The 26,372-nt window shown below is 68.1% G+C and carries 23 protein-coding genes and 1 pseudogene; 17 read left to right on the top strand and 7 right to left on the bottom strand.

Going from position 1 to position 26,372, the window contains the following annotated elements; translation table 11 throughout:
* Window positions 1–170: 170 nt before the first annotated feature.
* The 4 genes from H8F26_RS06565 to H8F26_RS06550 all read left to right on the top strand — a co-directional run bounded on the left by H8F26_RS06565 (window position 171) and on the right by H8F26_RS06550 (window position 3,562).
* On the top strand, window positions 171–896 hold the full coding sequence (locus H8F26_RS06565) for a response regulator (protein ID WP_197158389.1): 726 nt from the start codon (window positions 171–173) through the stop codon (window positions 894–896).
* A complete protein-coding gene (locus H8F26_RS06560) occupies window positions 874–2,283 on the top strand; it encodes a HAMP domain-containing sensor histidine kinase (protein ID WP_197158387.1) in 1,410 nt (469 codons plus the stop codon). The genes H8F26_RS06565 and H8F26_RS06560 overlap by 23 nt, the downstream gene beginning before the upstream one ends.
* A 14-nt stretch (window positions 2,284–2,297) precedes the next feature.
* On the top strand, window positions 2,298–2,954 hold the full coding sequence (locus H8F26_RS06555; RefSeq protein WP_197158385.1) for a hypothetical protein: 657 nt from the start codon (window positions 2,298–2,300) through the stop codon (window positions 2,952–2,954).
* A gap of 104 nt (window positions 2,955–3,058) precedes the next feature.
* On the top strand, window positions 3,059–3,562 hold the full coding sequence (locus H8F26_RS06550) for a hypothetical protein (protein ID WP_197158383.1): 504 nt from the start codon (window positions 3,059–3,061) through the stop codon (window positions 3,560–3,562).
* 21 nt (window positions 3,563–3,583) lie between these two features.
* On the opposite strand, the gene pgk is transcribed toward H8F26_RS06550, so the two are convergent.
* The gene (pgk, locus tag H8F26_RS06545) at window positions 3,584–4,789 is read right to left on the bottom strand and encodes a phosphoglycerate kinase (protein WP_197158381.1); all 1,206 of its coding nucleotides are present in this window, start codon (window positions 4,787–4,789) and stop codon (window positions 3,584–3,586) included.
* A 168-nt stretch (window positions 4,790–4,957) separates the two neighbouring features.
* Here pgk and H8F26_RS06540 point away from each other — a divergent pair, with 168 nt between their 5' ends.
* Genes H8F26_RS06540 through H8F26_RS06530 form a run of 3 tightly spaced genes read left to right on the top strand, consistent with a single transcriptional unit; the run spans window position 4,958 to window position 7,268 of the window.
* Window positions 4,958–5,341 carry a universal stress protein gene (locus H8F26_RS06540; RefSeq protein WP_197158379.1) on the top strand — a complete coding sequence of 128 codons (384 nt, stop codon included), beginning with the start codon at window positions 4,958–4,960 and terminating at the stop codon, window positions 5,339–5,341.
* Window positions 5,341–6,324 (top strand): ribosome biogenesis GTPase YlqF, encoded by a 984-nt coding sequence (gene ylqF / locus H8F26_RS06535; protein WP_197158377.1) that lies wholly within the window; start codon window positions 5,341–5,343, stop codon window positions 6,322–6,324. Before H8F26_RS06540 ends, ylqF begins: the two co-directional genes overlap by 1 nt.
* Complete coding sequence (locus H8F26_RS06530) at window positions 6,321–7,268, top strand: RluA family pseudouridine synthase (protein ID WP_197158375.1); 948 nt, start codon at window positions 6,321–6,323, stop codon at window positions 7,266–7,268. Before ylqF ends, H8F26_RS06530 begins: the two co-directional genes overlap by 4 nt.
* Window positions 7,269–7,274: 6 nt before the next feature.
* On the opposite strand, the gene H8F26_RS06525 is transcribed toward H8F26_RS06530, so the two are convergent.
* From H8F26_RS06525 to H8F26_RS06515, 3 genes are all read right to left on the bottom strand, one after another.
* Window positions 7,275–10,406, bottom strand: a complete 3,132-nt coding sequence (locus tag H8F26_RS06525) for a glycoside hydrolase family 9 protein (protein ID WP_197158373.1) — start codon at window positions 10,404–10,406, stop codon at window positions 7,275–7,277.
* A gap of 106 nt (window positions 10,407–10,512) precedes the next feature.
* Entirely contained in the window at window positions 10,513–11,253 is a 741-nt protein-coding gene (locus H8F26_RS06520) for a response regulator transcription factor (protein ID WP_197158372.1), read from the bottom strand.
* On the bottom strand, window positions 11,253–12,926 hold the full coding sequence (locus H8F26_RS06515) for an ABC transporter ATP-binding protein (protein WP_197158370.1): 1,674 nt from the start codon (window positions 12,924–12,926) through the stop codon (window positions 11,253–11,255). Before H8F26_RS06515 ends, H8F26_RS06520 begins: the two co-directional genes overlap by 1 nt.
* 92 nt (window positions 12,927–13,018) lie before the next feature.
* Between H8F26_RS06515 and H8F26_RS06510 the strand changes: the two genes are divergently transcribed.
* The 3 genes and pseudogenes from H8F26_RS06510 to H8F26_RS06500 all read left to right on the top strand — a co-directional run bounded on the left by H8F26_RS06510 (window position 13,019) and on the right by H8F26_RS06500 (window position 17,095).
* Window positions 13,019–15,421 (top strand): bifunctional (p)ppGpp synthetase/guanosine-3',5'-bis(diphosphate) 3'-pyrophosphohydrolase, encoded by a 2,403-nt coding sequence (locus H8F26_RS06510; RefSeq protein ID WP_231598073.1) that lies wholly within the window; start codon window positions 13,019–13,021, stop codon window positions 15,419–15,421.
* 40 nt (window positions 15,422–15,461) lie between these two features.
* Window positions 15,462–16,774: pseudogene (locus tag H8F26_RS06505) on the top strand (protein adenylyltransferase SelO family protein).
* Between the two features lie 132 nt (window positions 16,775–16,906).
* Entirely contained in the window at window positions 16,907–17,095 is a 189-nt protein-coding gene (locus H8F26_RS06500; RefSeq protein ID WP_197158369.1) for a hypothetical protein, read from the top strand.
* Here H8F26_RS06500 and H8F26_RS06495 read toward each other — a convergent pair.
* Window positions 17,082–17,582, bottom strand: coding sequence for a DUF2062 domain-containing protein (locus H8F26_RS06495; protein WP_197158367.1), 501 nt, complete (start codon window positions 17,580–17,582; stop codon window positions 17,082–17,084). The two genes, H8F26_RS06500 and H8F26_RS06495, sit on opposite strands and share 14 nt — an antisense overlap.
* A gap of 6 nt (window positions 17,583–17,588) precedes the next feature.
* On the opposite strand from H8F26_RS06495, the gene mnmE reads away from it, so the two are divergent.
* The 5 genes from mnmE to grrM all read left to right on the top strand — a co-directional run bounded on the left by mnmE (window position 17,589) and on the right by grrM (window position 22,731).
* Entirely contained in the window at window positions 17,589–19,001 is a 1,413-nt protein-coding gene (gene mnmE / locus H8F26_RS06490) for a tRNA uridine-5-carboxymethylaminomethyl(34) synthesis GTPase MnmE (RefSeq protein ID WP_197159028.1), read from the top strand.
* Between the two features lie 71 nt (window positions 19,002–19,072).
* The gene (gene nadC / locus H8F26_RS06485; protein ID WP_197158366.1) at window positions 19,073–19,957 is read left to right on the top strand and encodes a carboxylating nicotinate-nucleotide diphosphorylase; all 885 of its coding nucleotides are present in this window, start codon (window positions 19,073–19,075) and stop codon (window positions 19,955–19,957) included.
* A 136-nt stretch (window positions 19,958–20,093) separates the two neighbouring features.
* Entirely contained in the window at window positions 20,094–21,053 is a 960-nt protein-coding gene (gene grrP / locus H8F26_RS06480) for an extracellular substrate binding-like orphan protein GrrP (protein ID WP_231598076.1), read from the top strand.
* An 83-nt stretch (window positions 21,054–21,136) separates the two neighbouring features.
* Window positions 21,137–21,565, top strand: coding sequence for a GrrA/OscA1 family cyclophane-containing rSAM-modified RiPP (gene grrA / locus H8F26_RS06475; RefSeq protein ID WP_197158364.1), 429 nt, complete (start codon window positions 21,137–21,139; stop codon window positions 21,563–21,565).
* A gap of 8 nt (window positions 21,566–21,573) precedes the next feature.
* Window positions 21,574–22,731: a cyclophane-forming radical SAM/SPASM peptide maturase GrrM/OscB gene (gene grrM / locus H8F26_RS06470; protein WP_197158363.1), complete on the top strand. Its 1,158-nt coding sequence runs from the start codon at window positions 21,574–21,576 to the stop codon at window positions 22,729–22,731.
* A gap of 56 nt (window positions 22,732–22,787) precedes the next feature.
* On the opposite strand, the gene H8F26_RS06465 is transcribed toward grrM, so the two are convergent.
* Window positions 22,788–23,240, bottom strand: a complete 453-nt coding sequence (locus H8F26_RS06465) for an Hsp20/alpha crystallin family protein (protein ID WP_197158361.1) — start codon at window positions 23,238–23,240, stop codon at window positions 22,788–22,790.
* 178 nt (window positions 23,241–23,418) lie between these two features.
* On the opposite strand from H8F26_RS06465, the gene H8F26_RS06460 reads away from it, so the two are divergent.
* Window positions 23,419–24,084 carry an SDR family oxidoreductase gene (locus H8F26_RS06460; RefSeq protein WP_197158360.1) on the top strand — a complete coding sequence of 222 codons (666 nt, stop codon included), beginning with the start codon at window positions 23,419–23,421 and terminating at the stop codon, window positions 24,082–24,084.
* Window positions 24,085–24,102: 18 nt separating this feature from the next.
* On the opposite strand, the gene H8F26_RS06455 is transcribed toward H8F26_RS06460, so the two are convergent.
* Entirely contained in the window at window positions 24,103–25,512 is a 1,410-nt protein-coding gene (locus H8F26_RS06455; protein ID WP_197158358.1) for an FAD-dependent oxidoreductase, read from the bottom strand.
* Between the two features lie 63 nt (window positions 25,513–25,575).
* On the opposite strand from H8F26_RS06455, the gene H8F26_RS06450 reads away from it, so the two are divergent.
* Window positions 25,576–26,124 (top strand): hypothetical protein, encoded by a 549-nt coding sequence (locus tag H8F26_RS06450; protein WP_197158356.1) that lies wholly within the window; start codon window positions 25,576–25,578, stop codon window positions 26,122–26,124.
* Window positions 26,125–26,372 lie beyond the last annotated feature (248 nt).

The following is a 26,372-nucleotide window of genomic DNA, read 5'->3' as shown; positions in this document are numbered from 1 at the left end:
GGCGGGCCGGAAGTCCCCATGGGCCAAGGTTATGAAGTGCGCTGCCCCTGGCTGTGACCAACCTCAGTGCCAGGTGTGACCAGATCCTTCCGCAGCGGTGGCGGGCCGCTTCGCTCCATACAGTCGGCCCAGGCCGTGCCGGCCGGTTCCCCTCCTCCCCCCCTGGCGCCATGGGCAAGACGCAACGGATCTGGGTGGTGGATGACGATCCCGAGCTGCGCCAGTTGCTCGGCACTTACCTCACCGATCAGGGCTATGACGTGCGCTGCCTGGCCGGTGGCGCCCAGCTGATGGCCCGGCTCGAGAACCAGCGCCCCGATCTGGTGGTGCTGGACGTGATGATGCCCGGTGACGATGGCCTCACCCTGCTGCGGCGGCTGCGCGACCGTGGCGACGATCTGCCGGTGGTGATGCTCACCGCCCGCGGTGATGCGGTGGACCGGATCATCGGACTGGAGCAGGGGGCCGACGATTACCTCGCCAAACCCTTCCTGCCGCGGGAGCTGAGCGCCCGCATCGAGGCCGTGCTGCGGCGACGGGTGGTTCTGCCGGCCGGCACGCCGATGGCGGAAGGGCAGGAGGTGTGTTTCGGTGACAACCAGCTCGATCTGGCCGCCCGCACCCTGCGGCGGGGACAGGAGACGATCGTGATCACCAGCGGGGAGTTCAGCCTGCTCAGCGCCTTCGTGCAGCATCCCCACCGGCCTCTGTCGCGCGAACGCCTGATCGAGCTGGCCCGCGGACCCGATTCCGAGACCGACAGCCGCAGCATGGATGTGCAGGTCTCACGGGTGCGCCGCCTGGTGGAACCGGACCCCTCCCGGCCTCGCTACATCCAGACGGTCTGGGGCTACGGCTACGTCTTCGTACCGGATGGACAACCGCGCAGTCGCTGAGTCACCCGGGGGATTTCGGCGCCACAGCCTGCTGATCCTGCTGCGCTTTCTGCTGGTGGCAGCCGCCGGCTTCGGACTCAGCGTTGTCCTGCTGCAACTGCTGCTGGCACGGCGTCTGGAGCGGGCCCAGATCGCCCAGCTCGGCCAGGAGGTGGCCTTCAATCTGCGTCTTGGGGAACTGGCCCTGGAGCGCCTGCCCCCATCGGCCGTGGCCCAGCTCACCGGCTTGCCCCTGCGGGTGGGTCCACAGCCCCTGCCCACGGGCGATCGGCGCCTCTATCGACAGGCCGGTCGCCTGCGGCTCGAGCTGTGCGAACGCCTCAACAGCTGCCCCACCGTGGTGCCGGCAGGGCTTGAGGCCCGGGGGGTCTGGGTGGAGCTCCTGTCTCCCCTGGAGCCGGTGTGGCTGTTCACGGCCCTGCCGCCGGCCTCGCGCTGGCCCCCCGACCCGCTCGTGCTCAGCCTCGCCCTGGTGTCGGGAGGAGGACTGGCGGGTCTGGCCTTTCTCTGGCTGGAGGTGCAACGCCCCCTGGCCCAGCTGGAGCAGGCGCTCGGCCGGGTGGGCCGCGAGGCCCAGCTGCCGCCCCTGGCGCCGCACGGCACCGGTGCCGTGCGGCGGCTGACCCTGCGCTTCAACGCCATGGTGCAGCGGCTGGAGCTCAGCGAGCGGGAGCGGGCCACCATGCTGGCCGGCATCGCCCACGACCTCAAGAGTCCGATCACGCGCCTGCGCCTGCGGCTCAGCTTCGCACCCCTCTCCGGGCCGGAACGGGACCGCTCCGAGGCCGATCTGGACGCACTCGAGCGCATCACCAGCCAGTTTCTGCTCTTTGCCGGTGGCGCCGATGCCGAAATCCCGGTGCGTCTGCCGCTCGATCAATTGCTGGCCGAGCTTTCCGCCGCCTTCGATCCGGCTGTACTGGAGCTGGACCTCGAACCGATGGAACGGGTGGTGCAGCCCACCGCCCTGTCCCGTGCCGTGGGCAACCTGATCGACAACGCCCTCAGCCACGGTGAACCACCGCTGCGGCTTGTGCTGCGCGCCACAGACCCTGACACAGCAGCCAACGATCCAGAGGAGTTCCGCATCGAGCTCTGGGATCGGGGCGCCGGCATCTCACCGGAACGCTGGGAGCAGGCGTTGATGCCGTTCCAGCGGCTGGATGAGGCCCGCGGCGGCCAGGGCCACTGTGGGCTCGGCCTGGCGATCGCGGCCCGGGTGGCGTCGATGCATGGCGGAGTGCTCTATTGCCGCCGCGGCGATGGACCGCAGGCGGGTGGTTTTGCCGTGGGTCTGCGGGGCCGCTCGATCCATTCCGATCCGGTCACACCTGGCCCCCTGACCGGACACAGTTCCGTCAGACCCTCTGCCGACCATGGGGCCTGACTGCACGGAACCCCATGACCAACCCGTCAACCGTCTCGCCCCGGCCGTTCCCGCACCCTTCGCACCCTGGCCGGAGCGCCACCCTGTTGCTCGGAGCCCTGCTGCTCGCCGGTGGTGCCGCCCAGGCCCAGTCCTGGCGTCCCTCGAGTGGCTCGCAGCAGGTCCAGCCGTCACAGCAGTTCCGGCCGCAGAAACCCCAGAGACCCCAGGCCGCTGAAGGCGAGTGGCAGGCCTGGCAGCGGGCGCAGGCCCAGGCCTTCGATCGCCTCAGCACGGGGCAACGGCGGAACTACTTCCAGGAGCGCCTTGCCCAGGAACGTCGTCAGTCGGGGCGGCGCCTCAGCCAGCTCAGCCAGACCGAGCGCTGCTTCCTGCAGGCTCGTGGCCTTCAGGCGATTGAGGCCTGTCAGCAGCGGGAGCAGCAGGCCCGCATGGATCAGCGCCGCCAGCAGATGAGTGAGCTGGCACAACTCCGCCAGCGCTATGGCCTGCCGGTGCCCGATCAAGGCGGCCGGGGGCGCTGGTCGCCAGGCTCGCGCTATCCCGGCTCGCCCCAGTCTTCCGGCAGGAGCTATCCCTATGGCGCCGCCCTGCCTGACTACGGCTCCCAGGCCTATGGCGCCGCTCCCTCCCGTGCCGACTCCTGGCTGGAACTGCTGTTCGGCCTCTGAGCGCCTGGCATCAGACCAGTTGGCCGGGGTGCCGTCAGGATGGCGGCAGTGCCGCGGCTCCTGGTCGTTTCCTCTGTCTTCCTACCCCTTCCCCGGACCTTTTCATGACCAGCAGAAGTCCTGAGACCTGCAACACCGACCGAACCCTCCCGTTGAACCCGGTCTCGACCCAACGCTCCCGGCTGGTGCTGTTCGGCCGCGCCCTGCCCGTGATCGCCGCCCTGTCGCTGCTGGCGCCGCCCGTGGTCCTGTCCCAGACCCTCGTGGCGGCCGAGACACGGCAGGGAGCCCCCCAGAGGGGAAATCCTGAGGAACGACTCAAGCTCTCCCCAGCCCAGGCCAAGGAACTGTTCACGGCCCGGCAGGCCATGGAGCGCCGTGGCATCCAGGTCCGTCAGGAGATCCTGCAGAAGACCCGGCCCTGCATTGATCAGGCGCAGAATCTGCAGGCTCTGGGAGCCTGTAAACGATCCCAGCGGCAGGCTTATGCCAGCTTGATGGAGAAGGAGCGCCAGGAGATGCGCGACCTGTTGCAGAAGATGGGGATCAGCGTGCCGGAACGACCCGCAGGCCCGGCACGCCGGCATCAGGGCAAGCCAGCGTCCTGATGCCCGCAGGCTGACCGCTGCTCAGGCGTCGTCGAGGGCAGCCACACCGGGCAGCACCTTGCCTTCCAGCAGCTCCAGGCTGGCACCACCGCCGGTGGAGATGTGGCTCATCTGGTCGGCCACGCCCACCTTCTCCACGGCGGCCACGGAATCACCGCCGCCGATGATCGTGCAGCAGCCCTTGGCGCTGAGGTCGGCGAGGGTGTGGGCGATGCCGTTGGTGCCGGCGGCGAACTTGTCGAACTCGAACACGCCCATCGGGCCGTTCCAGATCACGGTCTTGCAGTCCGCCAGGGCGGCCTGGAAGGCCTGGATCGAATCGGGGCCGATGTCGAGGCCCATCCAGCCGTCGGGAATCACATTCACCGACGTGGTCAGGGTCTTGGCGTCAGGGGAGAAGTTGTCGGCCAGCACCACATCGGTGGGGAGCAGCAGCTGCACGCCCTTGGCCTTCGCCTTGGCCTCCAGCTCCTTGGCCAGGCCCAGCTTGTCTTCCTCGACCAGGCTCTTGCCCACCGCCAGGCCACGGGCCTTGTAGAAGGTGAAGATCATGCCGCCGCCGATCAGCACCTTGTCGCACTTGTCGATCAGGGCCTCGAGCACGCCGATCTTGGAACTCACCTTGGAGCCGCCCACGATCGCGGCCAGCGGCCGCTTCGGCTCGTCGATCGCGCCCTGCAGATACTGCAGTTCCTTCTCCATCAGGTGGCCAGCCACGCTGGGGCTGAGGATCTTGGCCACGCCTTCGGTGGAGGCGTGGGCGCGGTGGGCGGCGCCGAAGGCGTCGTTCACGTAGACCTCGGCCAGGGCGGCCAGCTTGGCGGCGAACTCGGGATCGTTCTTCTCCTCCTCGGCGAAGAAGCGCACGTTCTCGAGCAGCACCACATCGCCATCGACCATGGCGGCCACCTTGGCCTCGGCGTCGGGGCCGATGCAGCTGTCGGTCTTCACCACCGGCTTGCCGAGCAGCTCGCTGAGGCGGGCCACCACCGGGGTGAGTCGCATGGCTTCATTCACCTGGCCCTTGGGACGGCCGAAGTGGGCCGCCAGGATCACCCGGGCGCCTTTGCCGGTCAGGTCGTTGATCGTGGGCAGGGCGGCGCGGATGCGGGTGTCGTCAGTGATGGCACCGGCGTCATCAAGCGGTACGTTGAAGTCGACCCGCACCAGGACACGCTTACCGCGGAGTTCGTCGGCGCTGAGGCTGGTGAGGGATCGCTTCGTCATCGAGATTCGCTTCGGTTTCGGCGGCGGCACCTTAGCGGGCCGCCGTTCGGCGATCTCACCAGTGCTCCGGTCGATTGACCGACCCGGCTGGGGCTAGGACAGGTTTCGGCCTCGTCCGACGCCTGTTCTTTCTCTCCCTCCCGTTCGTTCAGCCCTGCGCCCACTGCCATGTTCGACACCGTTCTGTTTCCGATCGATCAGAGCCGCCAGACCATGGAAACGGCCACCGTGGCCCTGCAGCTGGCCCAGCGCCATGGCAGCCGCCTGGTGGTGCTCTCGGTGGTTGAATCCGAGGAGGGTGTGATGCACGATTCGGAGGCGGTGCATGACCTGCTGGCCCAGGCGCGCAGCAGCTTTGAGCAGGCCGGCGTGGCCTGCGAAGTGATCGAGCGTGAAGGCAAGCCCGCCTTCGTGATCGGCGATGTGGCCGATGAAATCAATGCCGATCTGATCGTGATGGGCACCCGTGGCATCTCGCTTGACACCGACCACACCAGCACGGCCGCCCGGGTGATCCAGCTGGCGCCCTGTCCGGTGCTGGTGGTGCCCTGATGCAGGCGACCGACCTGCTCAGTGCTGCCGCCCCGGCGATTCAGTGGTACCCCGGCCATATCGCCAAGGCCGAAAAATCTCTGGCCGCCAGCCTCGAGAAGGTGGATCTGGTGATCGAGGTGCGGGATGCCCGCATCCCCCTGGCCACGGGTCATCCCCGCCTGCAGCGCTGGATCCGGGGTAAGCAGCACCTGCTCGTGCTCAACCGGGTGGACATGATCTCGCCCGAGGCGCGCCAGGCCTGGACCGCCTGGTTCCGCGCCCACGACCTTGTGGTCTGGTGGTGCGACGCCAAGGCCGGCACCGGTGTGAAGCAATTGCAACAGGCGGCGATCCGGGCCGGCGACGCCCTCAATGCCCGCCGTGCCGGTCGCGGCATGAAGCCCCGGCCCGTGCGGGCCCTGATGCTGGGCTTCCCCAATGTGGGCAAGTCGGCCCTGATCAACCGGCTGGTGCGTCAGAAGGTGGTGCAGAGCGCCCGCCGTGCCGGCGTCACCCGCAGCCTGCGCTGGGTGCGCCTCGGCCAGGATCTCGACCTGCTCGATGCGCCGGGGGTGCTGCCGCCCCGCCTCGATGACCAGCTGGCGGCCCTGCGGCTGGCCCTCTGTGACGACATCGGCCAGGCCGCCTACGACGGCGAAGCGGTGGCCCTGGCCTTCGTGACCCTGCTGGCTGGCCTGGAGCCCCAGGCGGCGGCAGGCGTGCCGGTGGGTCTGCTGGAGAAACGTTATGGCGTGCCCGTGCCGGCTCTGCCAACCGCGACCGCGGGGCCAGGCACGGCACCCGATGCCGCCGCCTGGCTGGCCGCCGCCGCCGCCCGTCACACCAGCGGTGATACAGCCCGCATGGCCCAGCGCCTCCTGGATGAGTTCCGCAAGGGTGTGCTGGGGGCCATCGCCCTGGAACTGCCGGTGGCCGGCACCGGTGCCACCAACGCCCGGCCTGCCGTTCCGCCGTCGTCTCCGCCCTTGCCCCATCCATGAGCGCGTTTGGTGAAGGCGAGGGGGAGTTGCTCACGCTCACCTACCCGAAGCCCCTGCCGATGCGGCTGGATCGCTGGCTGGTGGCTCAGCGGCCGGAGCAGAGCCGTGCCCGGATTCAGAAGTTCATCGACGCCGGCTACGTACGGGTCAATGGGGTCACCGGTCGCGCCAAGACCCCCCTGCGGCCCAACGACACGGTGCAGCTGTGGATGCCACCGCCCGAACTGCTGCCCTACCTGGTGGCTCAGGACATCCCGCTGGATGTGCTTTTCGAGGATGCCCACCTGATCGTGCTCAACAAGCCGGCCGGCCTCACCGTCCATCCGGCCCCCGGCAACCGGGACGGCACCCTGGTGAATGGCCTGCTCCATCACTGCCCCGATCTGCCCGGCATCGGCGGTGAGATGCGCCCCGGCATCGTCCATCGGCTCGACAAGGACACCACCGGCTGCATCGTGGTGGCCAAGAGTCAGGAGGCATTGGTGAAGCTGCAGGTGCAGATCCAGCAGCGCATCGCCTCGCGGGAGTATGTGGCGGTTGTGCATGGTGTGCCCCCGGCCGATCACGGCACCGTGATCGGCGCCATTGGTCGCCACCCGGCTGACCGCAAGAAGTACGCGGTGGTGCACGACGGCAGCGGCCGCCATGCCTGCACCCACTGGAGCCTGGTGGAACGGCTGGGCGATTACGCCCTGCTGCGCTTCAAGCTTGATACCGGCCGCACCCACCAGATCCGGGTGCATTGCGCCCACATCGGTCATCCGATCGTTGGCGACCCGGTCTATTCCCGTTGCCGCAAGCTGCCGCTGGACCTGCCCGGGCAGGCCCTGCATGCGGTGCAACTGGGGCTCGATCACCCGATCAGCCGTGAGCGGATGGTGTTTGAGGCGCCGCTGCCGCAGGTGTTCGACAAGCTGCTGGCGGTGCTGCGGCGGCGACGCTGAGACGGCTCAGGCCAGCTCAAGGCTGACGTTCTGGCCGATGGCAAAGGCCAAGGCACCGGTAAGACCGGCATTGTAATCAAGGGCCACTTCGTTGCTGATGTAGTCATCACGGCGGTCGGCATAGGCGAAATCACTCGCCTGGCTGGGCCCGCCCACGAGAGCCCCGACCAGAGTATGGGCATTGGGCTGGTCATTACGAAAATCATCCCAACTCACCCCGGATGCGGCACGGTGGTGTGGCTGCTGTGCATAGGCGTCGCCGTAGCCCACCATGTAGCTGAACTGGCGGGGATTATCGCCAAGAATATAATCAACCGTGTCCGTCGCCAGCTGTCCATAGCGCCCCTCCGGATCGATCACCGCATCGGCGTAAAATCCCGCCATCAGAGCAGTGTTGGCGGCATAGCGCAGGGAACCCCAAGGGCTGATGAAGCGCAGTCCGCCATCGGTGATCGTCACGCCGTTGCGACCATCCACCCAGCTGTCCAGCCAGTCCTCCACATCGCGGCGTACCTCGGCATTGCCGGTATCACCCGCCATCATCACGGCAGTGGCATAGGAAGCATCGTCCCAACTGTGCGTCCATCCATTGGAGAGGCCACCGATGGAGGAGCTATAAATGGCCAATGCCTGATTGCGATAGTCGCTGCCATCTCCGCCGGCCGCTTCCACAGCCCGGGCCAGCCAGGCGGCACTGTAGGCGAGTTCATCGTGGTATCCGCTCCAGGAATTGTAATAGCTGCGCACCTCCGTGATGGAGTCGGAATACTTGCCCTGGAAGCGATTCGCGAACGCATGAAGCGCCATCGCATGGTCGAGCAGTTGCAGTTCATCGGCATAGGCCGTTTCGCCGTTCTCACGAAATAACACCGAGGCCGAAGCCAATGCCGCAGCCGTAGCCCCGGCCACATCGGATCCCGGCTTGTCGGGGGTGATCGCCATGGCTGGCCGGGCAATGGTCTGGCGTTCCGGTGCGCTCCAGAGCGCGTGGTCCGCCTCTACATCGCCCACCTGGACCACCAGGTAGGTGGTCTGACCGGAGGCATCACGGCCATGGGCCTTGAGCAGATAGTCGGTACCCCAGCGCACCGCATCCATGAGCTCGTCAAGCTGGCCGGCAGCGGCGTAGCCCTCCTTGAACTGAATGCCGCTCCAGGCCAGAGTGGAGAGACTGGAGTCCAGTGGCAGGCCGAATTTGCCGTGATCTCCGGCATCGTGGTAGCCACCGCTCAGGTCGAGGCTGAGACCCGCCTGGAAGTTCTCGGGACGCCGATCACCGAACCAGACGCCGTCGCGACCATCGCGCAGACCGGAATCACCGCGCCAGGGCACCCGGTTGCTGGCCTCATCGAGGTCACCGGAGCGGTTGGCTTCATAGAAAAGAAACGAGAGCCCAAGGGCCGTGCCGTAGTCCTGCGCCGCATCGGCGCCGCCCGTCGTTCCGCCATCCACCCCACTGGTTGAGCCGTCCTCCGCAGGACTGCCTGGAGTCCCGTCACCCCCTGGTGTGGGATTGGGGGTTTCGCCGGATCCCGTCGTCGTGCCAGGCAGGATGCTGCCCTCGCTGAACAGGAGCGAGGCATCCAGCGTTCCGGAGTTGCCAATGGGTGTGCCCTGGGTGCCGTTGAATCCCACCGTCACGGATCCACCGGCAGGGATCGCCGCGGCCCAGTCGCGGCCGCTGACGGTGTAACGGGTCAGGCCGCCACCCAGATCAGTGGCTTCAATCTCAGCTCCCCAGGGATCGCCGGAGATCCGATGCACCGTCTCGAAGCTGAAGCTCCAGCTCGGCAGGGCCTGGCCGGAGGTGTTGGCCACGGTCAGCTCGGCCGTGAAGCCATTCCACCAGCGGCTGCCGCCGACGCTGACCGTGAATGGTTGGGTGGTTGTCCCGCTCCCTCCTGTCTGCGGGGGGCTGGGATCCATGGGATCCATCGGGTCCATGGGATCGGCGGGATCGTGGCTGTCGTGGTCGTGCGCCTGACCGTGCCCACCCGCGCTGCCGTTGAAGGCATCACCGCCGATCGGGGTCAGGCCTGTGCCCCTGCGGCTCTGCAGTCCGTCGGTGACCTGGCCGGCCGGCCCCTCCGGGGTCAGCAGCCCGGCGCGGCTCACCAGGCTCACCTGATCCACGCTCACCCCGAAGGCATCCTCCAGCCGGTCTTCCACCACCTGGTCGTTATGGAACTCGAGGTTGGCCGGGATCAGCTGGGCGCGGCGGATGCCGACCAGCAGGAGGCTCTGGCCGGTGGGTTCCACCGCGATCAGCAGACCCTCCGCTGTGTCGGACACCGTGAGCCGTTCCCGGGTGCCGAAATAAAGGAAGCTGAGCTTCATGGTGGCGGGGTCGAAGCCTTCGACCCGTTCCTGCACGCCGGTTTCATGGGAGCGCACGTAAACGGTGTCCGCGTCCCGCTCGCCCACACCCTTCTCCCAGGAGAGGGCTCCGCCGATGTCCTGGCGCAGGTGCTCGTTGGCGACGATGCCGAGATTGGCGGGGCTCAGGTCGGCGAGGCCCACGCCCCGGATCACCTGGTCCTCGGGTGTCCAGGCCCAGGGATTGATGATCGTCGCGTCTCCAGCGGCGGTCTTGCCCACGATCAGGTTGTGCACCGACACGTCACCGAAGTCGAGCCGGTCCCGGGAGGGATCAAAGCCTTCGATATCCGCCCCGGCCGGATCGGCCTGGAACACCCGTCCATCCCGCGGGGCCGGGTCCGGTTGCGTGGGTGAGGGTATGGGGTCTGGGGTGGGCGTGGGATCGGGCGGGCTGGCGCTGCCTGCCGCCAGCAGCAGGGAGCTGTTGAGGGCGCCGCTGTTGCCGATCGGCTGTCCCTGGGTGGCGTTGAATCCCACGCTGACGCTTCCTCCTGCCGGCAGGCGGGTGGCCCAGCCGGCGCCGGTGAGGGTGTAGCGCCAGAGCCCGTTGCCCAGGTCGATCCGTTCCGCCGTGGCTCCCCAGGGCGTGCCGCTCAGTTGGTGGGGGCTGTCGAACACCACGCTCCACGCCTCCAGCGCCACCGCGGAGGTGTTGGTCAGGGTCAGCTGAGCGGTGAGACCGTTCCACCACACGTCGCCGGAGATGGCGACGCTCACACCGGGCGTACTGCTGAGGAAAGGAGTGTCAGGCTGGGCCATGGGAGACACGGGAGATGGCTCCGATGTAGGTCTGGCGCTGGCAACTCCTCAATCCTTCAAATGACGGAAATCTGAGGACGTGGCCCGGCAAGGAGACCGCCGGGCATCACCGCAGATAGCCAAGCCGGAAGGCCTCCACAGCCGCGGCAGCCCGGTTGGTGACGCTCAGGCGCCGCAGGATGTTGCGCACGTGATCGCGGGCCGTGCTGGGGGCGATATGCAGACGGGCGCCGATTTCCTTGTTGCTCAGGCCTTGCGCCACCAGCGCCAGGATCGAGAGTTCGCGGGGTGACAGGGTGCAGCGCCCGCTTCCCGCATCGGGAGCGGGCGCTTCAGGGGACTCCTCGCCTGTCTCAAGACTGGCGCGGATCGCCGGGTCCACGAAGATTTCGCCACGGCAGAGGCGCTCGACGCCGTAGACGAATGCGCCCCCCTGCCCGATGCTGCCTTCCAGCACGATCACATCCGTGCCGGCCTCGATGGCGGCCTCGACCAGCGCCCTGCGGTTGTGGGTCAGGACCAGCAGACAGCGGTGCGCCAGGGTCTGGGCCTTTGCCAGCCGGATCAGATCCAGCCCAGGGCCATCGGCCAGCAGCTCCGTGACCAGGATCAGCTGGGGCCGATCGGCCTCTCGCACCAAGGCGTCGGCTTCTGCCAGGGAGGCGGTGATGCGCAGCCCCGGGGCGGCGGTCTGGGCGCGCAACCCACTTTGGATGGAGAGCATCAGCAGCCGCGGGTACATGCACACCAACACGGGATGGGGGCGCAGCAGCACCCGCAACAGATCTCCGCGGGCCTGAAGCAGCGCCAGGGATCGATCGCCCCCTTCGTGTTCCGGAGTGCCCATCACGCCGCCAGGGCAGGCAACCGGGGGCAGGCGTCCACCAGGATGCGGGTGATCGCCGCCTGGGGATGCCGCAGCAGCTGGGCTCCCGGCCCCTCCTCCACGATCCGTCCTCCGTCCAACACGATCACCCGGTGGCAGAAGCCGCTGGCCACGCTGAGATCGTGGGTCACGAACAGCAGGCCCAGGCCCAGCTCCGCCTGCAGGCGGCGCAGCAGGGCCAGCACGTCGGCCTGCACCTCGGCATCGAGCATGCTGACGCTCTCATCGCAGAGCAACACCTTCGGCTCCAGGATGAGGGCGCGAGCGATCGCCACCCGCTGCTGCTGACCGCCCGAGAGCTGGCGGGGGCGTCGATGCTCGAAGTCTTCGGCGGGCGTCAGCCCCACGGCCTCCATCAACTCCCGGGCCCGCTGGCGGGCTGCACTGCGGCTGGCCAGGCGGTGGATCAGCAGGGGATCCGCAATCGCCTCCCCAACCGGCATCTGGGGGTTAAGGCAGGCCAGCGGATCCTGGAACACCATCTGGATGCGCCGGCGGGCCCGCCGTAGCTCCCTGCCGCCCAGCTGGCGCAGATCCCGCCCCTGCAGGCGCACGGCGCCACCCCGCACCGGGGCCAGCCCCATCAATGCCCGGCAGAGGCTGCTCTTGCCGCAGCCCGAGGCCCCCACCACGCCGATGGTTTCGCCCTCCAGCAGGCGCAGACTCACCCCGTCCACCGCCTTGAGCCAGCGCTGCTGCCAGGGCAGTGACGGCAGGGGATGCCAGCTGCGCAGTTCCTCCAGCTCCAGCAGCAGCGGGGCGTCTACGGGGGCGCTGCTCCGCAGACCTTCGCGGGCGCGGGCCTTGCTCACCAGGCGGCGGGTCAGGGGAGAGGCCGGTGCCGTGAGCAGCTGATGGGAGGGGGCCTCCTCCACCAGCCGCCCCTGATCGAGCACCGCGATGCGATCACACCAGCGGCCCGCCATCGCCAGGTCGTGGCTGATCAGCAGCAGGGCGCTGCCGGCCTCCTGGCAGAGGCTGGTGAGTTCGGCCATCACCTGGGACGCCACCGCCACATCCAGGCTGGTGGTGGGTTCATCAGCCACCACCAGTTTCGGCGCCAGGGCAAGGGCAAGGGCGATGGCCAGGCGCTGTCGCATGCCGCCGCTGAATTCGTGGGGGTAACTGCCGTAGCGCTCCACGCCGATACCCACACGGGTCAGCAGCGCTTCGGCCCGTTGCCGCACGGCCCGGCGCCGCCGGGAGGCGCCCATCGGTGCCCCCGTGAGCCAGTGGGCACGGTGCGCCTCGAGAGTGTCGCTGAGGTGCTCGCCGATGGTGAGCAGGGGGTTCAGCCGGGTCATCGGGTCCTGGAACACCAGGCCGATCGCCTCACCCCGCAGCCGCCGCAGGGCAGGGCGCTTCAGCTGCCGCGGATCCACCCCGGCCACCTCCAGTTGGCCGCTGCAGAGACTGCCCTGGGGCAGCAACTGCTGCACGGCTCGGGCCACAGTGCTCTTGCCGCAGCCGGAGGGGCCCACCAGGGCGAGGCGGTCTCCCGGTGCCAGGCTCAGATCGAGGCCATCCAGGGTGGGGCGGTCGCTGAGGGGATAGCGCACCACCAGGTTCGCGATCCGCAACACCGGTTGGGCTGATGGCCCTGGTGCGGCAGGGGCAGAAGGCTCGTCGACCATGGCCTGTTTGTCCACCAGCTTGCTCGCTGATCCTGTCGGATCCTCTACGACCTGTCGCAGGCTGCATACCATGGAGTGGATTGCGGGGATGCATGCCCAAGGCCGCCTCCGAACCGATGTCTCCTGTAGGGACGGCAGCCCAGGCTGCAGCTGCGGGCACGAAGCGGTCCGGTGGGCCAGCTGCAGCGGAGGTTGGAGGGCTGGCACTGGACAGGACCGAGGCCGTGGAAGCCGCGGCGGCGCGACCGCGAATTCTCAGCCCGGCCGATTACGGCGTTCCCCTGCCCGAGTGGTTGCAACGCTGTATCGAGCACGTCCCCCCTGGTGCGGGCGACGTCTGTCCCAGGGACGCCGAGGCCTTGCTGGCCTCGGCGTTTGACTTTGCCTACCAGCTCCACGATGGCCAGTACCGGGCCAGCGGCGAGCCCTACATCATTCATCCGATCGCCGTCGCGGATCTGCTGCGCGACATCGGTGCCAGCGCCGGGGTGATCGCTGCGGGCTTCCTGCACGACGTGGTGGAGGACACCGACGTCACCCCCGAGGAGATCGAGGCCCACTTCGGCCCCGAGGTGCGGGCCCTGGTGGAGGGCGTCACCAAGCTGGGCGGCATCCACTTCACCAACCACACCCAGGCCCAGGCGGAAAACCTGCGGCGCATGTTTCTGGCCATGGCCAGCGATATCCGCGTGGTGCTGGTGAAACTGGCCGACCGGCTGCACAACATGCGCACCCTCGGGGCGCTCAAGCCCGAGAAACAGCAGCGCATCGCCCGCGAGACCCGCGAGATCTATGCCCCCCTGGCCAACCGCCTCGGCATCGGACGCTTCAAGTGGGAACTGGAGGATCTGGCCTTCAAGATGCTTGAGCCGGAGGCCTTCCGGGATGTGCAGCAGCAGGTGGCCACCAAGCGCAGCGAGCGGGAGCAGCGGCTGGCGGTCACGGTGCAGCTGTTGCGTGATCGTCTTGCCGCCGCCGGTCTGCAGGACTGCGAGGTGAGCGGCAGGCCGAAGCACCTTTACGGCATCTGGAGCAAAATGGAGCGTCAGCAGAAGGCGTTCCACGAGATCTACGACGTGGCAGCCCTGCGGATCCTCTGCCCCAGCCTGGAAGCCTGCTACCGGGCCCTGGCGGTGGTGCATGACACCTTCCGCCCCATCCCTGGACGCTTCAAGGATTACATCGGTCTGCCCAAGCCGAATGGCTATCAGTCTCTGCATACGGCGGTGATCGGTCGGCATCGGCCGATCGAAGTGCAGATTCGCACCAGTGATATGCACCAGGTGGCTGAATATGGAATCGCCGCCCATTGGAAGTACAAGGAAGGGGGGTCACCGGCCTCCACTGGAGGCGACACCGAACGCTTCAACTGGCTGCGCCAGCTGGTGGATTGGCAGAAGGAGGATGGGGGAGAGGACAGCAGCGATTATCTGGCTTCAATCAAGGAAGACCTCTTCGATGAGGAGGTGTTCGTGTTCACGCCCAAGGGTGATGTCGTGGGGTTGCGCAAAGGATCCACGGCGGTGGATTTCGCCTTTCGCATCCACTCGGAGGTGGGCAATCACTGCCAGGGTGTGCGGATCAATGACCGCCTCTGTCCGCTGGCCACGCCGCTGCAGAATGGCGACTTCGTGCAGGTGATCACGGCCAAGAACGCCCACCCCAGCCTCGACTGGCTCAATTTCGTCGCCACCCCCACGGCACGGAATCGCATTCGTCAGTGGTACAAGCGCAGCCACCGGGAAGACAACATCCAGCGCGGCACGGCCATGCTGGAGCGTGAGCTGGGCCGCGAAGGACTGGATGGCCTGCTCAATGGCGAGGCCATGGCCCGGGTGGCGCGGCGCTGCAATCTGGTCGGCACCGAAGACCTGCTGGCGGCCCTTGGCTTTGGTGGGGTCACCCTGCACCAGGTGCTCAACCGGCTGCGGGAGGAGATCCGGCTCGCGACCGAAGCGGCGGCCCCGGTGCTCAGCAATGAGCAGGTCGCTGCCGGGGTCGGGGCGCAGGCAACCGCTGTCCCCCTGGCGCCAGGCAGCGGCGCCGGCAGTCCGATCCTCGGGGTGGAGGGTCTGGAATACCGGCTGGGAGGCTGCTGCAGTCCACTGCCTGGCGAGCCGATCCTGGGCAGTGTGGCCCTGGGCAACCACGGCATCACCATTCACCGGCAGGACTGTTCCAACGTGGCCCAGGTGCCCCTGGAGCGGCGGTTGCCGGTGCGCTGGAACCCAGCTATCGATCAGGGCAAGCGCCGCTATCCCGTGCAGCTGCGTATCGAGGTGCTGGATCGGGTGGGCGTGCTCAAGGACATCCTCACCCGCCTCTCGGATCACCGCATCAACGTCAGCGACGCCCGGGTGCGCACCGCCTACGACAAGCCGGCCCGCATTGATCTGCGGGTTGAACTGATGAGCGCCAGCCAGTTACGCACCACCATGGATCAGATCCGCTCCATGGCCGATGTGCTTGACATCTGCCGCACCGGCATTGGCTGAACGGCCCGATTCAGCTCCGGCCGGCCAGGGCAATCCCCTGCTGAGCCTGCCCTTCGAGCCCTCCATCGAGGGGCTCAGCCCTGAGTACTGGGATGTGGTGGAGGCGGCCCGTTTCCCCCGCACGACACTGCGCTTCCGCAACGATGCCCTGCTCGAGCAGCTGGGCCTTGATCCCAGCGCTGTGGCTGATGCGGATCTTGAGGCGGCCTACGGAGGCTTCGAGGCCCGGCAGCCGTTGCTGGCCCTGCGCTACCACGGCTACCAGTCCGGCACTTACAACCCCTTCCTCGGCGATGGCCGCGGCTTTCTCTACGGCCAGCTGCGCGATCGCCACGGCCAGCTGCAGGACCTCGGCACAAAAGGCAGCGGATGGCGCGCACCCACCTCCGCTTCGGCACCTGCGAGCGATTGCTGCATCGGCGCCGTCCCGATCTGCTGGAGCGGTTGCTGCGCCATGTGGTGGCCGTCTATTACCCCGCCATCGCCGCTGCCCATCCGGTCGATTGCCGGCCCGGTGCCGCTGCGGATGCCGCTGCGAACAACACCGAACCCCAGGTGCTGGCGTTCTATGGCGAGCTGGTGGAACGGATGGCGCGGCTCGCTGCCGAATGGATGGCCGCCGGCTTCACCCACGGCGTGCTCAACACCGACAACATGTCTCTAGCCGGTGAGAGCTTCGACTACGGCCCCTTCGCTTTTCTCGACCGCTGGGATCCCGGCTTCACCGCCGCCTATTTCGACCACAGCGGTCTGTACGCCTTTGGCCAGCAGCCACTGATCTGCCATCACAACCTGCGCCTGCTGCAGGAGCCCCTGGCCATGCTGCTGCCGCGCGCCGAACTCGAGGCCCGGCTGGAGCGCTTTGCCCCCACCTACGACGCCCACTACCGCCACGGCCTGCTGCGCCGGCTCGGCCTGGCGACCGCAAGGGCAGAGCTGCCCGATCCGGTGCTCTCCACCTTGCAGTTGCTGGCGGCCTGGCCAGTGGGCTACGGCAGCTTCTTCGCCGCTCTGGCCGCCCATGTGGGCACCCATGGCTTGCCGGCGGGGCCTGAGGATCTGATTCCCTTCGTGCCGGAGGCTGTCGAGCCGCCGCGGTCTGAATGGCTCGCCTGGCGGGAGGCCTGGTGGAGCTGGAGCCACGGCGCTGACTCTGCCGGCTCGGATGCTGCCAGCGCAGGTGAGGCCGGCATGGGCGATGGCGACACTGTGGCGGCCCGGCTGCAGCGCTGGAACCTGCCGGTAACGCCGATCCGTCCGGTGATCGAGCAGATCTGGGAGGCGATCGATCAACACGACGACTGGCAGCCGTTCCACTCCTGGCTGGACGGCACGCAGTTGTCTCCCGACTGATCTCTGCTGCGTCTTGCTGGTGAGCATCCCCCCACAGCATTGGGGCCGGGTGTCTGCCGCTACAGCTGCATTGGGTTGGTTTCTCTACAAACGCACCACCAACGGGGTATTGGCCCCTCCGCAGTGTGCAACATGACCTCCGAACAGGCTGCCCAGCTGATCGATAACACCCTTGATCTGGTGCATCAGCGCCTCCAGGATCTGCAGGCTCAGTCGTTGCCCCAGGAACAGCGGGCCCTGGCCGCTGAATTCCGGGAATGGCGCCATCCCAATGGCGGCCACATCGATCTGATGGTGTTCCCCGGCCTCACGAACTTGTGAGGTCGTTCAGGTTTGCCGGGGCGTTGCCATGGCGCTGCAGCCAGCGCCAATAGGTCCAGCCGCAGAGACTGGCCGCCACCAGGCCCATCAGCAGCGAGCCCAGCAACATCCGGTTGACGAACGACCAGCCCAGCTGCCAGATGGCTTCGCTTCGCATCACCTCCAGCCCCGGCCATCCCTTGCCGGGTCCAAGCAGAAGTGAGCCGATTCTGTAGTTGATCCAATAGAGCGGCACATAGGTGAAGGGGTTGCTGATCCAGGTGCCGGCTGCGGCCAGCAGGTGGTTGCCGCGCATCACGCTGGCCAGAGCAATCCCCAGCAGGGTCTGCACACCAAAGAACGGGAAGCAGCCGCAGAACACCCCGGCCGCCAGGCCGCGGGCGCGTTGTCCTGGGCTGCCCTCCTGGTGCCAGAGCCAGACGCCGGCACGCTGGATCAGTCGCACCAGGGATCCGTGCGGTCGAAACTGGGAGAAGTGCGGCGCCATGAACAGGTGGACGGCGGGCAGGGGAACGGCAGTCAGGGTCATGGCGACGACACCATCGCGGCGGTGGCGACCGCGATCGCGGCGGGTCAGGGCAGCGTTGCGATCGTAAGAATGTCCGGACCCGAGGCGGAGCCGATCGGCCGGTCGCTGTTCCGGGCGCCTGGCCAGCAGACCTGGGACAGCCATCGGGTGCTCTACGGCCACGTGGTCGACCCGGCCAGTGGGGAGCGCGTCGACGAGGCCCTGCTGCTGCTGATGCGCGCTCCGCGCAGCTTCACCCGCGAAACCGTGGTGGAACTTCATTGCCACGGGGGCCTGATGGCGGTGCAGCGGGTGCTGGAGCTGGTGCTGGCGGCCGGGGCTCGGCGTGCCTTGCCAGGGGAATTCAGCCAGCGGGCCTTCCTCAACGGTCGGCTCGATCTCACCCGCGCCGAGGCTGTGAGCGAGATGATCACCGCCCGCAGTCGCCGGGCCGCCCAGCTGGCCATGGCCGGCCTGGACGGGGGACTGCAGTCCCGCATCGCAGGGCTGCGTGAGCAGCTGCTCGATCAGCTGGCCGAGCTGGAGGCCCGGGTGGACTTCGAGGAGGATCTGCCACCCCTGGATGCCGCCGCCGTGGTCGCCGCCCTGGCGGGGGTGGGCGAGCAGCTGGAGGCCCTGGTGCGGGAGGCGCGCCAGGGGGAGCTGCTGCGGGAGGGCCTGCGGGTGGCGATCGTGGGCTGCCCCAATGTGGGGAAATCCAGCCTGCTCAACCGGCTCAGCCAGCGGGAGCGGGCGATCGTGACCGATCTGCCGGGCACCACCCGCGATCTGCTCGAAAGCGAGCTGGTGCTCGGCGGCGTGCCCCTCACCCTGCTCGATACCGCCGGCATCCGCCCCACCCACGACCGGGTCGAGCAGCTCGGCATCGCCCGCAGCCGCGCCGCCCTGGCCGCGGCGGATGGGGTGCTGCTGCTGTTCGACCTTGAGGCCGGCTGGACCGCCGCTGATCAGGAGTTGCTGGAGCAGGTGCCCGAGGCGGTGCCGCTGCTGGTGGTGGGCAACAAGGCCGATGCGGCCGGCGTGAACGCCGGTGCGATCCCTCCTGGGAATTTGCCCACGACGGCGCCCGCCGATGTGGCGATCAGTGCCCTCAGTGGCGACGGCTGCGAGGCCCTGGCCCAGCTGCTGCTGCAGCGCTGTGGAGCCGGTGAGGCGCAGGGGCTGCAGGTGGCCCTCAATGCCCGCCAGCGGGATCTGGCGGCGGTGGCCGCCGCCAGCCTGGAGCGCAGCCTCGAGGCGGCGGGTCAGCAGCTGCCATGGGATTTCTGGACCATCGATCTGCGGGCGGCGGTGCGGGCCCTCGGTGAGATCACCGGTGAGGAGGTGAGCGAAGCGGTGCTCGATCGGGTGTTTGCGCGCTTCTGCATCGGCAAGTGAGGCGGCGGTGATCGTGCCCTGGGGTGATCGGCTCAGGCAGGCTTTGTCGATGCCGCCTCACCGCCTGCGCCATGCCGCACCTGCCTGTCACGCCGGAGCTCGAGGCCCAGCTGCGCGCCTGGCTGGCGGAGGACATCGGCCGCGGTGATCTCACCGCTCCAGCACTGCGGGGGCGCCAGGGGCATGCCCACTGGATCGCCAAACAGCCTGGGGTGCTCTGCGGAGCCGTGCTGGCGGAGGCCCTGTTCGGCCTGCTCGATCCCCAGATGCGGGTGCGGCGTCTGGTGGAAGAGGGGGAGGCGGTGCAGGCGGGTCAGCAGCTGCTGGAACTGGAGGGGGCGGCTGAAGCCCTGGTGGCCGGGGAGCGCACCGCCTTGAACCTGGCGATGCGACTTTCCGGCATCGCCACCGCCACCGCCGCCCTGGTGGCGACGCTGGCGGGCACAGGCGTGCGCCTGGCCGACACCCGCAAGACCACGCCTGGCCTGCGGCTGCTGGAGAAGTACGCCGTGCGCTGCGGTGGCGGTCTGAACCACCGCCTCGGCCTTGATGATGCCGCCATGCTCAAGGAGAACCATCTCGCCTGGGCCGGTGGTGTGACCCCCGCCGTGGCGGCGGTGCGCGCCCAGGCGCCCTGGCCGGCGGCGGTGATCGTGGAGGCCGAAACCGCCCGCGAAGCCGAAGCCGCCGTGGCCGCCGGTGCCGATGGGGTGCTGCTGGATGAATTCAGCCCCGATCAGCTGCATGAGCTGGTGCCCCGCCTGCGCGAACAGGCCCTGGCCGCCGCCGTCGCGGGGCACGGCAGGGGGCGGGTCGTGCTGGAGGCCTCCGGCATCGCCCCGGAGCAGTTGCGGGCCTATGCCGCCACCGGCATCGATCTGATCTCCACCAGTGCACCGATCACCCGCTCGGCCTGGCTGGACCTGAGCATGCGCTTCGATCCTGTCGTCGCCTGACGGAAAGTCAGCCGAAACGTCCGATCTGCTGCTTGTCTCAGGGGTTTGGTGAAGAATCGCCCCAACAGCCGCTGCCAACGTGGCCAGGTGGGCCATCCCTCTCCACATTGGGAAGCGGCCTCCGCTGCGCCTCCTCTTGCCGCGACCTCACCGTTCAGGCCGCCGCCGCTGGCTGGCCTCCACCGCTCTGACACTGCTCACGCTTGCCTGGACGCCGCTGGCCCGGGCCCAGACCAAGGCCCAGCCTGAGGGGGTCGTCGATCGGGTTGCTCGCACCGGAGAGCTGGTTCTGGTCGGCCCGTCGGATCTGGCGCCCCTGGTCTCCGTCGACGCCCAGGGCCAGCCGATCGGTTACGGCGTCGAGGTGGCGCGTCGCATTCAGGCCGAGCTGGCCTCCGCGGTGGGACGTCCGGTGAAACTGCGCTTCGAGGCGGTGACCAACCCAGGCGACCTGGGTCAACGCCTCGCCGAGGGCAAGGCTGATCTGGCCTGCGGGCTGCCGTTCAGCTGGGAGCGGGACATGTGGATCGATTACTCCCTGCCGATCGGGATTTCCGGCCTGCGGCTGCTGGCCCCCGCCGGGCGCCTGGATGGTTCGCCCGAATCGCTGGCGGGCCGCCGGATCGGCGTGGTGAGCGAATCCCTGGCCGCCACCGAACTGCAGGGCATTCAGCCTGAGGCCAAGGCGGTGGACTTCCCCTCCCTGGCCGCGGCGGTGGCTGCCTTGAAGGCCGGACAGGTGGATGGGGTGATCGGCGACACGGCCCTGCTGGCCAGCCTCGCCGGGGGTCCAGCGTCTCCTCCCCTGGTGCTGACGCCCGAGGTTCCTTACGAAAACTATGCGCTGGCCTGTGTTCTCCCCGAGAACGATTCGGCCTTCCGCAATCTGGTCAACCTGGCGATCGCCCGCTTCCTGCAGGGCTACCTCGATGGCCAGAATGATGCGGTCACGGCCGTCCATCGCTGGGTTGGCCCGGGCAGTGCCCTGAACCGATCCCCGGAGCAGATCCGCACCTACTACGAGTCGGTGTTGCTGGGTGTGGAGGCCATCAGGCCGCTGCCACCGGCCAAGTCGTCGGCACAGCCCACCCCCTGAATCAGCACGCTCCCAACCAGGCCGTCCCCTGAGGTCGGTTGCCTCCGGGCCGTCCCTCCGTTCCTTCGTCAGCCCCTGCTTCGATGGCGTTCCTTTCCCGTTCCCGTCTGTTCGGCCTCCTGCTGATCATGGCGTCGTTGCCCATGGATCCAGGGGCGGCCCTTGCCCTGGGGGCCGGCAGTCGTCAGGAGCCGCTGGACGATCCGCCGCCGCAGGGAAGCGTTGAGGCTCGCCTGCGTCGCATCGCCGCCGCCATGCGGGAACAGCAGGGAGAGGAGGTGATGGACTCCACCACCACGTCCATCCCCGAGGGGGCGATTTCGGCGATCTTCGTCAATGCTCCCGGGATTGGCTGGGCCAATGGCGGCGGCTTCCGCAACGGCGGTTTTTATAACGGCGGCTTCCGCAATGGCGGTTTCCGCAATGGGGGCTTCGGTAATGGCGGTTTCCGCAACGGCGGTTTCCGCAACGGGGGGGGATTCCGTAACGGGGGCTTCCGCAATCACTGGTGACTCAGCCCTTGCATGAGCCGTTGCCTGGGCGATTCGGCCCCGTGCGTCTGCTGGTGGTGCAGCCCACCCCGTTCTGCAACCTCGACTGCGACTACTGCTATCTGCCCAGCCGCAACGACCGCCGCCGGATCTCCCTGGACATCCTGGAGGCAGCGCTGGAGCGGGTGCTTGAGAGCCCCTATGTCGATGGTGGTTTCACCCTGCTCTGGCATGCGGGGGAGCCGCTCACCATGCCGATCGCGTTCTACGACGCGGCCACTGAATGTCTTGAACGTGTGCTGGCGCGCCATGGACTGCCGCCCGACACGATCCACCAATCGTTGCAGACCAACGCCACGGTGATCGACGATGCCTGGTGCGATTGCTTTGAACGCAACGGCATCCATGTGGGCGTGAGCATGGATGGTCCCGCTTTTCTGCACGACGCCCATCGCGTCACCCGCACCGGCAAGCCCACCCATGGCGCTGTGATGCGCGGGATCGCCCATCTGCAGCAGCGCGGCATTCCCTTCCAGGTGATCTGCGTGCTCACGGCCGATGCTCTCGACCACGCCGAGGCCATTTACCGCTTCTTCACCGATCACGGCATCGAGGACGTGGGCTTCAACATGGAGGAAACCGAGGGCGAAAACCTCCAGTCCACCCTGGAGCGCCCCGATGGAGAGCGCCGCTATCGCGTCTTCCTGGAGCATCTCTGGCAGCGGACCCGGGCCGAACCGGAGCGGCTGCGGGTGCGCGAGTTCGACGGTGTCACCAGCCTTGCCTGCGCCGACGCCCGGATGGAACAGACGGATATGAACACGCCCTTTGTGATCGTGAACGTGGATGCCAGGGGTAACTTCTCCACCTTTGATCCGGAGCTGTTGTCGGTCTCCACGGCGGAATACGGCGACTTTTCCTTCGGCAATGTGCTCACCGGCAGCCTCGAAGCGTCGGTCGCCACCGACAAGTTTCAGATGGTCCACCGGGAGATCGCCGCCGGTGTCGCGCGTTGCCGCCGGGACTGTGACTATTTCGGGCTGTGCGGCGGTGGCGCCGGCAGCAACAAGTACTGGGAGCACGGCAGCTTCGACTGCAGTGTCACGCAGGCCTGCCGCTACCGCATCCAGCTGGTGGCCGATGTGGTGCTGGCCGGCATGGAGGAGGAACTGGGCCTGAGTGTCTGAGGTTGGAAGCCCCATCCCGCAGAGCCGAATCGACCGCGCGCGATGGGGCTGATCGCTCACTGAACCGGAATCTGAACCGGTTCCTCACTGGGTGCAGACTCCCTGCGCGGCACGGTCACAGTGAGTTGTCCGTCCTTTGCCGCGGCCTGCATCGCTGTCGCATCGGCATCTTCCGGCAGGTGGAAACTGCGGCTGAAGCTTCCGTAGACACGCTCGACCCGATGCAGACGTTCGGAGTCCTCCTTCTTCTCCTGGTGGCGCTCCCCCTGGATGGTGAGGATCCCATCCTGGAGGGTCACCCGCAGGTCTTCCTTGCAGACTCCGGGGATGTCGGCTCGCACCTCGTAGCCACTGGCGGATTCGGAGATATCCACCCGGGGCTGCCAGTCGCTCAGGGCCATGGTCGAGAGACTGGAGCCACTCCGCCCGAAGGGCCATGGGAGCGACAGGGGGTAGCGATCGAACAGATCCTCAACGTCCTTGAGGGATTCTCGTTTCAAGAGAGCCATGGTGTGACCTCCTGGGATGCATGGGTAGGGGGAATGGGTCCGGAACTGGATCCACTGCGCAGCACAGACGGATTCACCGAAGCTGTAGCGATTGGATCCACAGGGCCCTTCCACTTCTGACTATTCATCCGCCGGCCCTGGGTGAGAAGGTGCGGGTGTCCGTCCAGCAGATCCGGCCATGGCCACCTACCTGATCACCGGCGCCAACCGCGGTATCGGTACCGAATACTGCCGCCAGCTCCAGGCGCGGGGCGACAGCGTGGTCGCGGTCTGCCGCACCCCATCGGAGGAGCTGGAGGCCCTTGGGGTGCGAATCGAAGCGGGGGTGGACATCACCTCCGACACAGCGATGGGCAGCCTGGTGGAGCGGCTCGGCGGCCTGCCGCTCGATGGCCTAATCCACAACGCCGGCATCCTTGAGCGCACCAACCTGCAGGATCTCGATCCGGAGAGCGTGCGGCGCCAGTTCGAGGTGAACGCCCTCGGCCCGCTGCGGCTCACCCGGGCCCTGCTGGACCAGCTGCACGCCGGCTCCAAGCTGATCCTGATGACCAGCCGCATGGGTTCGATCGCCGACAACAGTTCCGGCGGGTCCTATGGCTACCGGATGTCCAAGGTGGCGCTGTGCATGGCAGGCAAGTCGCTGGCGGTTGACCTGGCGCCCCGTGGCATCGCCGTGGCCATCCTTCACCCCGGGCTGGTGCGCACCCGCATGACGGGCTTCACCGAGCAGGGCATCACCACGGAGCAGGCAGTGCGCGGCCTGCTGGAGCGCATCGATGCCCTCACGCTCGAGACCTCCGGCACCTTCTGGCATGCCAATGGCCAGGTACTGCCCTGGTAGAGCCTGCGGCCGGAGGACTCAGCAGCCTGCGTCGAGCCGTTCCAGCACCGCCGCCGCCGCCTCTTCACCACTGCGCACCGCCCCTTCAAAAAAGCCCGGCCAGCGCTCGGCCACCTCGGTGCCGGCCCAGAACACCCGGCCATGGGGCCGGCGCATCGCCTCACCACAGCGGCTCCACAGTCCCGGTGGCATCCAACCGGCGAAGGCACCGCCCACGAAGGGCATGGCCGGCCAGTCCTTCTCCACGTAGGCCACGGGCTCAAGGGCCTGCGGGCCCAGATAGGCGGCCAGATCCGCCAGCACCGCCTGCCGCCGCTCCACCTCGGAAAGGGTTGCCCAGCGGTGATAGCGATGGCCCACCACGAAGGCGGCCAGCACACCCGCACCGCTCTCGGGATCGGAGCTGTCGGCGCAGAGCTCCACCGTGGGCTGATCGCCGATGGCGATCCCCGACAGCCCCTGCTCCCGCCACCAGGGCCTGGCATACACCACCAGCACCTTGGCGCAGGCGCCCATCACCATCTCCTGGTTGAGCTGCTGGCGGTCGGCGGGCAGCTCCGGCGAGAAGCGCAGGCGGGCCACCATCGCCGGCGGCATGGCCACGATCACCGCACGGCAGGGATATGCCGCCCGATCGGTGGACACGGTGAGCGCAACAGGCGAAGCGGCGCCGGGGTCTTCCAGCACCTCCAATGCCGGTTCTCCCAGCACCACCACCCCCTCGCCCAGCTCCGCCGCCAGCAGGGCCGGCAGCTGGCCGGCGCCGCCATGGAGCAGCTCCTGCTCGGGGTGTTCGCCCTGGGAGGCGGTGTGCTGGCCCCAGAGCACATGCAACAGCGACACCTGCTCCGGCTCGGCCGGGCCCAGGAATCCCACCGCCCGGCAGAAGTAGGCGAAATACCAGGCGGCGAAGGGGGTGTGGGTGTGGGCGTCGATCCAGTCCTGGAAGCTGAGGCGATCCAGTTCGGCGGCGGCGGGATGGTGGTGGGGGTGGCCGTCGGGGAACTGAGCCACCAGCGCCTGGAAGCGCTCCAGGGCGGCCATGGCATCGGCCCAGTCGGCGCTGGGCACCGCCGGGGGCTGCCCCTCAGGAAAGCCCTGGAAGAAGCCGGCGAAGGTACAGCGGCTGCCGCCGAACACCAGCACCGTGGCGCCGTCATGGGGGGATTCGAAGCGGCGGATGCCGTGGCGATCGAGCAGGGCGAGGAAGCGGGTCTGGGTGGGGCCGACCCACTGACCCCCCAGGTCGATCCAGGGTTCGCTGGGCAGCGGCAGCCGCTGGCCGGTCATACGGCCGCCCAGCTGCCCGGCCGCCTCGATCAGGCGCACCGAGCGGCCCGCCGCCTGCAGGGCCCGGGCCGCCACCAGGCCGGAGAGGCCGCCACCCACCACCACGACATCGACAGGTTCAACCGATGGAAGAGGCATGGATCCAGTGAAACGGCCGGGCGCGAGAGCAGCATTAGCCTCGCGCAAGCCGCTGCGGGGTCGATGGGCCTGCCCTCCATGCTTGCCATGGGCCTGGGGCTCCTGGCGCTGACTCCTGGCCATGTCACCAGGATGCAGGGACTCTGCTGGCGCACCGCCGAGCCCTTCTCAACGCCGGAACCGGTTGGCCTCGACGCCCTGGCCGTCGGGTTCCCCGCCGGCGTGCCCTTCGAGCGCCAGCGGTTCAGCATCACCGCTGTTCGCTTCGGCCCTGAGGCCAGCAGCACCAAGGCAGGCATGACGCCGGGCGAACTGCGCGCCTACGTGCGCTCCATCTTCCTGGCCGCGGGTCCAGGCGGTGGTCCGATCCGCCGCACGCTGCTGGGCAGCCCAGTGGACGGTGACAGCTTCACCACCTCCATCCCACGGCCACGGCTCGGGGAGATCTACGCACTGCCCCTGGCCAGCGGCGAGACCGTGGTGCTGGGTTTCTCGATGCCCGTCGAGGCTCGTGCCCAGGGCGAGGCGCTGCTGACGGAGGTGGTCACAACCCTGCGGGAAGCAGACAACGGGGACCCCAGCTGCGGCGGCAGCGCCCTCAGGCTCCGATGATGGGAATAGGAGCAATGCGTCTGGACTCAGTGAGGGCGCGTGGCGCTGATGCTGTGTTCAGAACTTGCGGAGCTCCCTGCGCATCTTGAGGGGCTGATGGCCGGATTGATGCTGGGTGTAGAGCAGGACCGGCAAGAACACCAGCACCAGGGCGATCGTGGCCACGACGCCCCAGGACAGTCCTGGCCTGCCTGCTGGTGGGGCATAACGTGGTCTGGTGGCGCTGCGGCGGCTACGCCGTGATGGCC

Origin of the sequence: Synechococcus sp. CBW1006 (assembly GCF_015840525.1) — a bacterium.
In the GTDB taxonomy this organism is placed as follows: Bacteria; Cyanobacteriota; Cyanobacteriia; order PCC-6307; family Cyanobiaceae; genus CBW1002.
This window is presented reverse-complemented; position numbering and strand designations above follow the sequence as displayed.

Bases quoted from the DNA above. Each gene is read 5' to 3' on its own strand.
- H8F26_RS06565 (WP_197158389.1), top strand. From the start codon at position 171: ATGGGCAAGACGCAACGGATCTGGGTGGTGGATGACGATCCCGAGCTG.
- H8F26_RS06560 (WP_197158387.1), top strand. From the start codon at position 874: ATGGACAACCGCGCAGTCGCTGAGTCACCCGGGGGATTTCGGCGCCAC.
- H8F26_RS06555 (WP_197158385.1), top strand. From the start codon at position 2,298: ATGACCAACCCGTCAACCGTCTCGCCCCGGCCGTTCCCGCACCCTTCG.
- H8F26_RS06550 (WP_197158383.1), top strand. From the start codon at position 3,059: ATGACCAGCAGAAGTCCTGAGACCTGCAACACCGACCGAACCCTCCCG.
- pgk (WP_197158381.1), bottom strand. From the start codon at position 4,789: ATGACGAAGCGATCCCTCACCAGCCTCAGCGCCGACGAACTCCGCGGT.
- H8F26_RS06540 (WP_197158379.1), top strand. From the start codon at position 4,958: ATGTTCGACACCGTTCTGTTTCCGATCGATCAGAGCCGCCAGACCATG.
- ylqF (WP_197158377.1), top strand. From the start codon at position 5,341: ATGCAGGCGACCGACCTGCTCAGTGCTGCCGCCCCGGCGATTCAGTGG.
- H8F26_RS06530 (WP_197158375.1), top strand. From the start codon at position 6,321: ATGAGCGCGTTTGGTGAAGGCGAGGGGGAGTTGCTCACGCTCACCTAC.
- H8F26_RS06525 (WP_197158373.1), bottom strand. From the start codon at position 10,406: ATGGCCCAGCCTGACACTCCTTTCCTCAGCAGTACGCCCGGTGTGAGC.
- H8F26_RS06520 (WP_197158372.1), bottom strand. From the start codon at position 11,253: ATGGGCACTCCGGAACACGAAGGGGGCGATCGATCCCTGGCGCTGCTT.
- H8F26_RS06515 (WP_197158370.1), bottom strand. From the start codon at position 12,926: ATGGTCGACGAGCCTTCTGCCCCTGCCGCACCAGGGCCATCAGCCCAA.
- H8F26_RS06510 (WP_231598073.1), top strand. From the start codon at position 13,019: ATGCCCAAGGCCGCCTCCGAACCGATGTCTCCTGTAGGGACGGCAGCC.
- H8F26_RS06500 (WP_197158369.1), top strand. From the start codon at position 16,907: ATGACCTCCGAACAGGCTGCCCAGCTGATCGATAACACCCTTGATCTG.
- H8F26_RS06495 (WP_197158367.1), bottom strand. From the start codon at position 17,582: ATGGCGCCGCACTTCTCCCAGTTTCGACCGCACGGATCCCTGGTGCGA.
- nadC (WP_197158366.1), top strand. From the start codon at position 19,073: ATGCCGCACCTGCCTGTCACGCCGGAGCTCGAGGCCCAGCTGCGCGCC.
- grrA (WP_197158364.1), top strand. From the start codon at position 21,137: ATGGCGTTCCTTTCCCGTTCCCGTCTGTTCGGCCTCCTGCTGATCATG.
- H8F26_RS06465 (WP_197158361.1), bottom strand. From the start codon at position 23,240: ATGGCTCTCTTGAAACGAGAATCCCTCAAGGACGTTGAGGATCTGTTC.
- H8F26_RS06460 (WP_197158360.1), top strand. From the start codon at position 23,419: ATGGCCACCTACCTGATCACCGGCGCCAACCGCGGTATCGGTACCGAA.
- H8F26_RS06455 (WP_197158358.1), bottom strand. From the start codon at position 25,512: ATGCCTCTTCCATCGGTTGAACCTGTCGATGTCGTGGTGGTGGGTGGC.
- H8F26_RS06450 (WP_197158356.1), top strand. From the start codon at position 25,576: ATGGGCCTGCCCTCCATGCTTGCCATGGGCCTGGGGCTCCTGGCGCTG.